At 64.0% G+C, this 11,717-nt stretch carries 9 protein-coding genes; 6 read left to right on the top strand and 3 right to left on the bottom strand.

Going from position 1 to position 11,717, the window contains the following annotated elements; genetic code table 11:
* Positions 1 to 264 precede the first annotated feature (264 nt).
* The 3 genes from ACVOLI_RS03375 (at position 265) to ACVOLI_RS03365 (ending at position 4,678) form a co-directional block, all read left to right on the top strand.
* Positions 265 to 1,869 (top strand): peptide chain release factor 3, encoded by a 1,605-nt coding sequence (locus tag ACVOLI_RS03375; RefSeq protein ID WP_282265802.1) that lies wholly within the window; start codon positions 265 to 267, stop codon positions 1,867 to 1,869.
* An 84-nt stretch (positions 1,870 to 1,953) separates the two neighbouring features.
* On the top strand, positions 1,954 to 2,589 hold the full coding sequence (trhA, locus tag ACVOLI_RS03370) for a PAQR family membrane homeostasis protein TrhA (RefSeq protein WP_481533524.1): 636 nt from the start codon (positions 1,954 to 1,956) through the stop codon (positions 2,587 to 2,589).
* 118 nt (positions 2,590 to 2,707) lie between these two features.
* On the top strand, positions 2,708 to 4,678 hold the full coding sequence (locus ACVOLI_RS03365) for an AsmA family protein (RefSeq protein WP_481533523.1): 1,971 nt from the start codon (positions 2,708 to 2,710) through the stop codon (positions 4,676 to 4,678).
* An 11-nt stretch (positions 4,679 to 4,689) separates the two neighbouring features.
* On the opposite strand, the gene ACVOLI_RS03360 is transcribed toward ACVOLI_RS03365, so the two are convergent.
* Genes ACVOLI_RS03360 through mtgA form a run of 3 tightly spaced genes read right to left on the bottom strand, consistent with a single transcriptional unit; the run spans position 4,690 to position 6,886 of the window.
* On the bottom strand, positions 4,690 to 5,121 hold the full coding sequence (locus tag ACVOLI_RS03360) for a CBS domain-containing protein (protein ID WP_481533522.1): 432 nt from the start codon (positions 5,119 to 5,121) through the stop codon (positions 4,690 to 4,692).
* Complete coding sequence (locus ACVOLI_RS03355) at positions 5,081 to 6,103, bottom strand: glycosyltransferase family 2 protein (RefSeq protein ID WP_481533521.1); 1,023 nt, start codon at positions 6,101 to 6,103, stop codon at positions 5,081 to 5,083. Before ACVOLI_RS03355 ends, ACVOLI_RS03360 begins: the two co-directional genes overlap by 41 nt.
* Before the next feature lie 27 nt (positions 6,104 to 6,130).
* On the bottom strand, positions 6,131 to 6,886 hold the full coding sequence (gene mtgA, locus ACVOLI_RS03350; protein ID WP_481533520.1) for a monofunctional biosynthetic peptidoglycan transglycosylase: 756 nt from the start codon (positions 6,884 to 6,886) through the stop codon (positions 6,131 to 6,133).
* 74 nt (positions 6,887 to 6,960) lie between these two features.
* On the opposite strand from mtgA, the gene hslO reads away from it, so the two are divergent.
* The 3 genes from hslO to ACVOLI_RS03335 all read left to right on the top strand — a co-directional run bounded on the left by hslO (position 6,961) and on the right by ACVOLI_RS03335 (position 11,706).
* Positions 6,961 to 7,854, top strand: coding sequence for an Hsp33 family molecular chaperone HslO (hslO, locus tag ACVOLI_RS03345; protein ID WP_481533519.1), 894 nt, complete (start codon positions 6,961 to 6,963; stop codon positions 7,852 to 7,854).
* Between the two features lie 151 nt (positions 7,855 to 8,005).
* A complete protein-coding gene (locus ACVOLI_RS03340; RefSeq protein ID WP_481533525.1) occupies positions 8,006 to 8,833 on the top strand; it encodes an XOO1806 family protein in 828 nt (275 codons plus the stop codon).
* A 236-nt stretch (positions 8,834 to 9,069) separates the two neighbouring features.
* Positions 9,070 to 11,706 carry a TonB-dependent receptor plug domain-containing protein gene (locus ACVOLI_RS03335; protein ID WP_481533518.1) on the top strand — a complete coding sequence of 879 codons (2,637 nt, stop codon included), beginning with the start codon at positions 9,070 to 9,072 and terminating at the stop codon, positions 11,704 to 11,706.
* Positions 11,707 to 11,717 lie beyond the last annotated feature (11 nt).

Raw genomic sequence — 11,717 nt, 5'->3', positions numbered from 1 at the left:
CCCCCCCCCCCCCCCCCCCCCCGCCCGGCCCCCCTCCCCCCCCCCCCCCCCCCCCCCCCCCCCCCCCCCCCCCCCCCCCCCCCCCCCCCCCCCCCCCCCCCCCCCCCCCCCCCCCCCCCCCCCGCCCCCGCCCCCCCCCCCCCCCCCCCCCCCCCCCCCCCCCCCCCCCCCCCCACTACCGGTGCTGGTCAGCATGGGTGGGCCGGCGGCAGGTATAATCGCCGGTTCATTCGTTTCTGATGCGCCCGGGCGGGCGCCCCTGCCATGTCCGAAGTCGCCACCGAAGCCGCGCGCCGCCGCACCTTCGCCATCATTTCCCACCCTGACGCCGGCAAGACCACGCTGACCGAAAAGCTGTTGCTGTTCGGGGGCGCGATCCAGATGGCCGGCTCGGTCAAGGGCCGCAAGGCCGCCCGCCACGCCACCTCGGACTGGATGGCGCTGGAAAAGGAACGCGGTATCTCGGTCACCTCGTCGGTGATGCAGTTCCCCTACGAAGGCAAGATCGTCAACCTGCTCGACACCCCCGGCCACGCCGACTTCGGCGAGGACACCTACCGCGTGCTCACCGCGGTGGACTCGGCGCTGATGGTGATCGACGTGGCCAAGGGCGTGGAAGAACGCACCATCAAGCTGATGGAAGTCTGCCGCCTGCGCGACACCCCGATCATGACCTTCATCAACAAGCTCGACCGCGAGGGCAAGGACCCGATCGAGCTGCTGGATGAAGTGGAAACCGTGCTCGGCATCCAGTGCGCGCCGGTGACCTGGCCGATCGGCATGGGCCAGCGCCTGAAGGGCGTGGTGCACCTGCTGACCGGCGAAGTGCACCTGTACGAACAGGGCCGCAACTTCACCCGCCAGGACTCGACCATCTTCCCGTCGTTGGACTCCCCCGGCCTGGCCGAAAAGATCGGCGAGAAGATGCTGGCCGACCTGCGCGACGAACTGGAACTGGTGCAGGGCGCCAGCCATCCGTTCGACGTCGAGGCCTACCTGGCCGGCAAGCAGACGCCGGTGTTCTTCGGCTCGGGCGTCAACAACTTCGGCGTGCAGCCGCTGCTGGACTTCTTCGTCGAGCACGCACCGGCACCGCAGACCCGCGCCACCACCGGCCGCGACATCGCCCCGCAGGAAGACAAGCTGACCGGCTTCGTGTTCAAGATCCAGGCCAACATGGACCCGCAGCACCGTGACCGTGTCGCCTTCATGCGCGTGTGCTCGGGCAAGTTCACCGCTGGCATGAAGACCTTCCACGTGCGCACCGGCAAGGAGATGAAGCTGGCCAACGCGCTGACCTTCATGGCCAGCGACCGCGAGATCGCCGCCGAGGCATGGCCGGGCGATGTGATCGGCATCCACAACCACGGCACCATCTCCATCGGTGACACCTTCACCGAAGGCGAAGCCGTCACCTTCACCGGCATTCCCAACTTCGCCCCGGAACTGTTCCGCCGCGCCCGCTTGAAGGATCCGCTCAAGCTCAAGCAGTTGCAGAAGGGCCTGGCGCAGCTGTCGGAAGAAGGTGCTACCCAGTTCTTCCGCCCACTGATGAGCAACGACCTCATCCTCGGCGCGGTCGGCGTGCTGCAGTTCGACGTGGCCGCCTATCGCCTGAAGGACGAATACGGCGTGGAGGCGGTGTTCGAGCCGGTCTCGGTCAATACCGCACGCTGGATCAGCTGCAGCAATGCGAAGAAGCTGGAAGAGTTCCGCGAGAAGAACGCCAGCAACCTCAGCATCGATGCCGCCGGCCATCTGGTCTACCTGGCACCGACGCGGGTCAACCTGCAGCTGGCCCAGGAACGCGCGCCGGACGTGCGCTTCTCCGCCACGCGTGAGGCCGCGCACACGGTTTCGGTTGCCTAAGTCTGATGGCGGCGTGCACACGCCGCCGTTCGGGGTGATGATAGCGGGCACCGGGCCTCCCCCCAGCCCGCGCCCCCATTACCCATGACTGCATCCGTTGCATCGATCCGCGAAGAAGTCGCCAGCGCCCTCACCCACGGTCTGGGCGCGGTCAGCGCATTGGCTGGCGGCGCTGTACTCATTACCCTCGCCGCGATCTATGGCGATGGCTGGCAGCTGGCCAGCGCGATTGTCTTTGGCGTCGCACTGTTGCTGCTGTACACCGCCTCCACCCTGTACCACGCCATCCAGCACCCGGTGGCCAAGGGCCGGCTGAAGATCTTCGATCACTGCGCGATCTACGTACTGATCGCCGGCACCTATACGCCCTTCACCCTGATCGGCCTGCGCGGTCCCTGGGGTTGGGGACTGTTCTCCGCGATCTGGGCGCTGGCCGTGTTCGGCGTCATCTTCAAACTGTTCTATACCGGCCGCTTCAAGAAGCTTTCCACCGCCATCTATATCGCGATGGGCTGGCTGGTCATCGTCGCAATCAAGCCCATGTGGGCCTCGCTTGATGGCTGGACCCTGAGTTGGCTGTTCGGCGGCGGCGTGTTCTACACCCTGGGCACCGTGTTCTATCACCGCGAGCAACTGCCTTACTCGCATGCGATCTGGCACCTGTTCGTCATTGCCGGCAGCGTCTGCCACTTCGTCTCGGTGACCGCGCAGATCCTGTAAACGCAACAGATCCGCCGTACCCGCCGGAATTCCCGGCAACACCCTGGCAACACCATGTTCACATCGCGCCAATGCCCGATTCGCGCTGCGTGAACACAGAGCACGCCACGATGGCGACGTGACTACTTCTCCGCCCCCGGCCACGCCAGCAGCGTCGCGCTGGCGACTGCAACGCCCCGGCAAGCGCGGCCAACGCTGGCTCATTGCCGTTGCTGCGGTGCTGATCGCAATCCTCGCACTGATCCTGCTGTGGGACTGGAACTGGTTCAAAGGCCCGCTCGAACGTGCCGTACAGGCCCGCACCGGCCGCGCCCTGCAGATCGGCAACCTGGATGTGGACCTGGGCCGCACCACTACCGTTCGTGGCGACGACATCCGTTTTGCCAATGCCAGCTGGGCAAAACAACCTCAGATGGCCAGCGCTGATCGTGTTGAATTGGACATCCGCATCTGGCCACTACTGCGTGGCAGCGTGCAGATTCCGGAGATACGCCTGAGCCACCCCGAGGTGCTGCTGCAGACCGCACCAAGCAAGGGCGAGCCCGGCAACTGGGACTTCCTCGGCGATGGCGGTGGCGAACCACCGCAACTCAAACGCCTGCACATCACCGACGGCAAGCTGCACTTCCTCGACGAACCCGGGCGCACCAAGGTTGATGTGACGGTCCACAGCGGCACCCCGAAACAGGTCGATGCCGCACCTCCCGTGCTGATCGAAGGCAAGGGCCACTGGCAAGGTGCTGCGTTCACCCTGAAAGGTGGCACGGAATCGCCATTGGAACTCAGCAACAGCGAGCACCCGTTCCGCATCCACCTCGATGCCCGTGCTGGCGCGACCCACGCCATCGCCAGCGGCACGCTGACCAACCCCTTCCAGTTCCAGGTGTTCGACCTGCAGTTCCAGCTCAGCGGGCAGGATCTGGAAGATCTCTACTCGCTGATCGGCATCGCCATTCCTTCGTCGCCGCCGTACCGGCTGGACGGACGACTGAAGCGCGAGTACCAGCGCTGGCGCTACGAGAAATTCAGTGGGCGCGTTGGTGACAGCGACCTGGCTGGCGATGTGGAAATCGATGTGGCCGGCGAGCGCCCGCGACTGACTGCCAACCTGCTGTCCAAACAGCTGGACTTCGACGATCTTGCAGGCTTCATCGGTGCACCACCGAAAACCGGCGGCGATGAATCGGCAAACGCCGAACAGAAGGCCGAGGCTGCACGACTTGCCGCGAAACCAACGCTGCTGCCCGACAAACCCTATGACTTGAGCAAACTGCGCGCGATGGACGCGGACGTTCGCTGGAAGGCACAGCACATCAGCGCGCCCAAACTGCCACTGGACGACATGGACGCGCACCTGTTGCTGGACAACGGCCTGCTACGACTGGAACCGCTCAACTTCGGCGTGGCCGGCGGCGATATCCGCAGCACCATCCGCATGGATGCGCGGCGTCCGCAGATCAGCACCACGCTGAATGCCAGCCTGCGCGGGGTCCAGCTCGGCCAGTTGTTCCCGGATGCCAAGTTGGCGGAGCAGGCCTCAGGCGGCATCAGCGGAAACATCCGCCTGAGCGGCAACGGCAACTCCATCGCCGCGATGCTCGGCAGCAGCAATGGCGATGTGGCTGTGGGCATGGGTCGCGGGCACATCGGCAACCTGCTGATGGAGCTGGCCGGGCTGGATGTAGCCGAGTCGCTGAAGTTCCTCTTCACCGGTGACAAGCAGATTCCATTGCGTTGCGCCTTCGGCGACTTCGGCGTGCGCAATGGCCTGATGCAGTCGCGCGCGCTGGCCTTCGACACCACCGACACACTGGTTGTCGGCGAAGGCACGATCAACCTCAAGCAGGAGCAATTGGATCTATTGCTGCGTCCGCGACCCAAGGACGTGAGCATCCTCGCCCTGCGCTCGCCGCTCCGCATCGGCGGCAGCTTCAAGGATCCGTCCTTCCGCCCGGACTTCAAGGCATTGGGCCTGCGTGGCGCGATCGCCCTGACCCTGGCCAGCATTGCCCCACCCGCAGCCCTGCTGGCCACGATTGAGACCGGGCCGGGCAAGGACGCGGAATGTGGCGGGCGCTACGCCAGGTAGCGCCGACAGGTTCAGGTGCCGGTGATGTATTGCTGCAGCTGGCCAAGCTCAAGACGCTGCGCCTCGATCACCGACTTGACCAGGTCGCCGATCGAGATCACGCCTACCACTTCATCACCGTCCACCACCGGCAGATGGCGGATGCGTCGATTGGTCACCAGTTCCAGGCACTGTTCGACCGTCACCGACGGTGCCACCGTGACCAGCTCGGCGGTCATGATCTCGCGCACCGGTGTGGTGGATGAAGACCGGTCCATCAGCACGATCTTGCGGGCGTAGTCACGCTCGGAAAGGATGCCGACCAGCGTGCGGCCTTCCATCACCAGTACCGCGCCGATGCCTTTCTCGGCCATCAGGCGGATCGCCTGCACCACCGCCACATCCGGCGGCACGGCGTGGATCTCAGGGGACTTGGCCCCTAACAACTGTCGAACGGTCTGCATGGCGTTCTCCTGCGCTGGCGGATGGGGCAGATACTGCCACGTTCGCCGGCTGCCATGTGTCGACCAGGTACAAGGGCCGCTGCTTGGCCTCCATGTACAGGCGCCCAAGGTATTCGCCGATCAAGCCAAGGGCGATCAACTGCACCCCGCCCAGGAACAGGATCGCTGCCATCATCGTCGGCCAGCCAGCAACCCGGTCGCCATACAGGGCAGCCTTGCCGATCACCCATATCGCAAAACCAAATGCCCCTGCGGCGGTCAACAATCCCAGATAGGTCGCGACCCGCAACGGAGCGGTGGAGAAGCTGGTGATGCCTTCCAGCGCGAAGTTCCACAACTTCCAGAAGCCGAACTTGCTGTTGCCAGCCAGACGCGGCTCGCGCCGATATGGCAGCGCGACACGGTTATAGCCAATCCAGCCAAACAGGCCTTTCATGAAACGGTGGCGCTCGCGCAGCTGCCGCAAGCCGGCCAGCGCGCGCGCAGAAAGCAGTCGGAAATCACCGGTATCAGCCGGAATCGGCGTTTTCGACAAACGTCCCATCACCCGATAGAAAGCTGCTGCGGTAAGCCGCTTCAGCCAGCCGTCACCGCCACGCTCCAGGCGCGTGCCGTAGACATCGTCATACCCCTGCTGCCACAGCGCGACGAACTGCGGAATCATTTCTGGCGGATCCTGGCCATCGGCATCAAGCAGGATCACCGCACCTTCGTCCACAAAGTCCAGCCCTGCGGTCAAGGCGATTTCCTTGCCGAAATTACGCGACAAGCGCAGCGCCGAGACCCGCGGCTCCTGCGCCGCCAGTTGTTGCATCACTGCCCAGGTCGCATCACTGCTGCCGTCATCGACATACAGAATGCGACCATCGACATTGCCATCCAGCGCCTGCAGCTGCGCGCACAAGCGCGGGTGCAGCTGCGGCAACGCTTCCTGCTCGTTGAAAGCAGTGATCAGCAGCGTCAGGCGTTCTGGCGTATTCATCGGCAAAGTCTAACAACAGCCATGCGGTCAATTGCCGTCGTCAACATAGTCTGCCCCGCCCAGCTGACGCGCCTGCCGCTGGATCCAGGCTGCCCGGCGCTGCACATACGGCCCAGGCTTGGCCGCGTTGTAACGCCGCGGCGACGGCAACACCGCCGCCAACCTCGCGCTTTCCGCCGGACTCAGGCGCGCGGCATCCTTGCCCCAATAAGCGCGCGATGCCGCCTGCACCCCATAGATGCCGTCACCGAACTCGGCCACGTTGGCGTACATCTCGATGATCCGCTGCTTCGGCCATAGCGCTTCGATCAGCACCGTGTACCAGACCTCCAGGCCTTTGCGCAGCCAACTGCGCCCCTGCCACAGGAACACGTTCTTTGCCGTCTGCTGACTGATCGTACTGGCGCCGCGCAGGCGTCCACCGCGCTCATTGTGCTTGCGCGCCTTTTCAATGGCCTGCAGATCGAAGCCGTTGTGTTCCGGGAAACGCTGGTCCTCGGCCGCCACCAGGGAAATAGGCACGCTGCGTGCCATCTGGTCCAGGTCACGCCATTGGTAGCGGATGCGGAACTTCCAGTCCCCCTGCCCCAGTGCCTCCATCTGCCGGAACACCATCACCGTGGAAAACGGCGGATCGACGAAGCGCAGTACCACCACCTGCACTACGCTGAACGCTGCAAACACCACCGGCGCCCACAACAAGCGCCGCAACCAGCGCTTCCGGCGCCCTGCCTTTGTCCCTGATTCCTGCTCCACCTTGAGCTCGGCCTGCTCCGCCCCCATTGATATCCACCTTGCAAGACCTTTTGTCCGGCGCATTATCCGGCACCGGCCCCACCTCGCGTAGATCCAGCCCCATGACCGACACTTCCGACCTACTTGTCCGCTTCCTCCTGCCCGCCGCCGGTGTGCGCGGCGTCCATGTCCGGCTGGGCCAGAGCTGGCGTGAAATCCTGTCCCATGGCGACTACCCGGCCGCCGCCACGCGCCTGCTCGGTGAGGCCAGCGTGGCCTCTGCGCTGTTCACCGGGCACACCAAGGTGGATGGACGGCTGTCCATTCAGCTTCGCAGCGGCACCGCACTGCGCGCGCTGTTCAGCGAATGCACCTCGGCCGGCACCCTGCGTGGCATCGCCCAGCTGAACGACGGCGAAGACGCCCCGTCCAGCCTGCGCGCCCTTGGCGAGGACGCCCTGCTCGCCATCACCATCGAGAACCCCGGCCTGGACCCGCGCGAACCGCAGCGCTACCAGAGCCTGGTCGCACTGACCGGCGACAGCCTGGACGAGGCATTCGAGGATTACTTCCGCCACTCCGAACAGTTGCCGACGCGCCTGTTGCTTGCCAGCGACGGCGAACACGCCGCCGGCCTGCTGTTGCAGAAACTGCCGGGTGACCAGGGTGACGAGGATGGCTGGGTCCGCGCAGGCGCCTTGTTTGACACCCTCGGCCGTGACGAGCTGCTGGCCCTGCAGGGCAGCGAACTGCTGCACCGCCTGTTCCATGAAGAGAACCCGCAACTGGTCGGCGACAAGGCCCTGAGCTTTGGCTGCTCCTGTTCCCGCGAACGGGTCAGTGCCATGCTGCAGTCGCTTGGCGAGGAGGAAGCCCGGGCCGCCGCCGAGCCCACCGGGCAGGTCGAGGTACGCTGCGAGTTCTGCGGTCAGGAATATCACTTCCCTTTAGCAGAATTCGGCGTATTGTTCAGTTCCACACCGGCCAACCAGCCCGCTCCCGAGCGGCTGCAATAACGGTCCAACGAGTTACGTTCTGGGGAGGGCGAAGACTTGTTAAGAAACCATAAACCGCATAGGATCAAGAACTCACGCGCCGGGAACTTCCTGGCGCACACGGGGTCTTACTGAGTCCATGAACGCCTTCCTGCGCCTACCGCTTGCTCTGATGATCGCCCTTGGCGTGGTCACGGGCGTGCATGCACAGAGCAAGCCGCGGGCCGTGGACAGCACCGTGCTGCCGGTTTGGAACCGCGGTAGCGGCAAGGTCGAAGCCCTGCTCTATCTGGAACCCACTGGCACCCAGAACGTCGGCGCGCGCTGGAATTTCGGCCGTAGCTCGCTGGATGCGGCCTTTGGCCTGTCCTCCGGCGACTCGCTCGGTCTGCTCTGCAACGGCAGCGGCGGCAGCAGCATTGGTGGCCTTGCCAGCCATTGCATGCTCGCCAGCCTGGGTGACGACGATGACGACAACAACGGGCGTCATATCTCGGCCACCACTGCGTTCAACCGGCCCGGCGGCCGCGTTGGCATTACCGCCGGCACGGGCCGCGACACGCTTCCGGCATGGTTGTCGAACGGCGGCAAGGCCGGCGCGGCAAGAGTCGAACAGAACGACCTGACCGTCTTCGGCCAGAAGAACATCGGTCGCGAAGGCTTCGTCTCCATCGGCGGCACCTACGCCAAGGCACGCCTGGTCCCCTTGACCGACGCCGCCCCGGCCGTCGCCGACCAGTGGGACAGCAAGAGCCTGAGCGTCGGAGGCGGCTACGGCGCCTTCAGCGCCAATGTGATCGGCCGCGTGGTCGACGCTCCTGGTCACAGCGGCAAATGGGAAGGCCTGGGTTTGGGCATCACCTGGCGCACCCCATGGAGCGGCCAGCTCACGGTCGGCGCTGAAAACGTGATCACCCGCGGCAAAAACCCGTTCTCGCCGCGCAACGAGAGCAATGACGACGGCGCAATCCCGTACGTGCGGTACGAACAGGACCTGTAACCAATATTTCTTTTTGGTACATGACCCAACGCCCCTCAGGGGCGTTTTTCGTTTTTGCTCGAAAATTCAACACTTTGCCAAGTTTGATGCTTTTCTCTCGAATCATTAACCAATCTTTAATTTATCTGCAGTCGCAAGTACTATCGGTCCCAGCCCACGGTTTTGGATTCGCCTTTCGAATCCTCCCGGGCCAACCCATGCAACACCCAAGTCCACTTGGCAGAGAGAGAGAACCAATGAATTGCAAGACCAACAAGCTGCGCGACGCAGTTGTCCTCGCGTTGGCCGCAAGCACCGGCATGGCCGGTACTGCGTTCGCGCAGGAAGCCCAGAAGGAAGGCGCCACCAACCTCGATCGCATCGAGGTCACCGGTTCGCGCATCAAGCGCGTTGACGTCGAGGGCCCGAGCCCGGTCACCGTCATCAGCCGTCAGGACATCGAAACCGCCGGTGAAATTTCGGTCGCCGATTTCCTGCGCAACACGGTGTACAACTCGTTCGGTTCGACTCGTGAATCTTCGGGTTCCGCTACCGGCTCCCAGGCAACCATCAGCCTGCGCGGCCTCGGTGCCGAGTACACCCTGGTGCTGATCGACGGTCGCCGCATGACCAAGTCGGCTGCACTGGACGGTGGCGCCGCCAACATCAACCTGATCCCGACCGCTGCGGTTGAACGCATCGAAATCCTGCGCGAAGGCGCCGGCGCGGTGTACGGTTCCGATGCCATCGGCGGCGTGGTGAACATCATCCTGCGCAAGGACTATGAAGGCCTGACCTTCTCGGCCGGCTATGAAACCCCCAAGGTTGGCCCGACCGGCAACACCGGCAGCATCTCCGGCGGCATCAGCTCTGACCGCGGCAACGTCACCTTCGTCCTGGACCACCAGGAACGCGAGATGATGTACAACCGTGAGATCAAGAACCTGATCACCGGTGCTGGCCTCGCATGGGGCACCAGCGCATTCAACTCGTCGGCAAACTTCTTCAGCCCGAGCACCGGCCTGGTTGGTGTCGCCAACTGCGATACGTTCGAGAACAGCATCCGCTACGATGCGACACGCTGCGGCTTTGATCACGGCGCGACCTCCGCCAACGAATCGTCCTTGTCGCGTGACTCGCTGTTGGTCAACGCCAATTACCAGCTGACCGACGACACGTCGTTCTTCTTCCGCGCGATCACCTCGGACACCAAGAGCAAGGGCGTCTACGCCTCTGCGCCGGTGGATACCTATCCGACCATCGCTGCCAGCAATCCCTTCAACCCGTTCGGCGTTGACGGCACCCTGTACTACCGCTTCACTCCGCTGGGCACCCGTGATTCGATCCGTAAAGATGCGTATCGCGACTACTCGTTCGGCCTGCAGGGCAGCATCGGCCTGTTTGGCGGCGCTGATTGGGAACTGTCGGCAGGTCATGGCCGCGTGACTCAGAGCAGCGTCAACTACAACTACGGTCTGTCCAGCGCACTGCAGGCAGCCATCGACGCCGGCAGCTACAACCCGTTCGACCCAACTTCGCCCAGCGTCGCTGCCGCTGCTCCGTCGGTGGGCCACACCGTATACGTGGAGTCGGAACAGCGCACGGTCAACGTGGGCGGTAACATCTCCTTCGATCTGTTCGAGATCGGCGGCCGTCCGGCCGGCTTCGTGACCGGCTTCGAATACCTCGACGACCGTCTGTCGATGGTGTACGACGCCCAAAGTGCCGCCGGTAACGTATTCGGTTCCGCAGGTGCTGGCAGTGGCGGTTCGCGTGCTTCTTACGCCGCGTACTTTGAAACCCTGCTGCCGCTGCTCGACAGCTTGAGCGTCACATTGGCCGGTCGCTACGACTCCTACAATGACGTCGGCAGCAAGTTCTCGCCGCGCGCTTCGTTCGAGTTCCGCCCGATCGATTCGCTGCTGGTCCGTGGTTCCTGGGGCAAGGGCTTCCGTGCACCGACCCTGGTCGACCTGTATGGCGATTCGTCCAGCACCAACCTGAACAGCCCGCCGCTGGCATCTGCAGGTCACCCAGGTGGTGACGAACTCGCCTGTAAGGCACTGCAGGCCGTGCAGGCTACCCCGGGCAATGCAACTTATCAGCCGTACCCGGTCAACCCCTGCTCTTCCAGCGACCAGTACCAGTGGCTGCAGTCTTCCAACCGCTTCCTGAAGCCGGAAGAATCCAAGAACTGGGGTCTGGGCTTTGTATGGAGCCCGCTGGACTCGCTGTCCTTCGCCGTCGACTACTACGACGTCGAGCTGAAGAACGTGATCTCGACCGTGCCGCGCGCCTTGGCCTTCCGCTATGGCGACCAGGGCGTGCCGGGTTATGGCGTCGATCGTACTGCCGACATCATCGCTCCGAACGGGGCCATCCTGCCGGGCGTTCCGCAGCAGATCCTGCTGCCGGTCGACAATGGTGCCGTCCAGACCGTACGCGGCATTGACGTTGAAGCCTCGTACCGCTTCGAGACCTCTGTTGCAGGCAACTTCTCCACCAAGTTGTCGTGGTCGCACCAGCTGGAGTACGACTTCACCGCGATTGCCGCTGACAGGCTGGAGCGTGCAGGCACCGCCGGCTTCCCGCAGGACCGTGGCCAGCTGCTGCTGGGTTGGGAAAAGGGCGACTTCAACGCTGCCTTCATCACCAACTACATTTCCGACAGCTCCAATGGTACTCCGGCCACGACGCTGCCCTCCTGGACCACGTTTGACGTCCAAGCCAGCGTAGCGCTGCCGTGGAAGGCAAAGGTGACTCTGGGCGTCCGCAACCTTGGCAACAAGATGCCGCCGTTCAACGCCACCCTGTATGGCTTCCCGTACTATGACAATGAGCTGTACAACATCTGGGGCCGTACCCCGTACATGCGCTATGAGCAGAACTTCTGATCAAGTGATGT

The organism is Stenotrophomonas sp. STEN029 (assembly GCF_056760015.1).
Note: the sequence above shows the minus strand (reverse complement) of the source record. Positions and strands in the feature narration are given on the sequence as shown.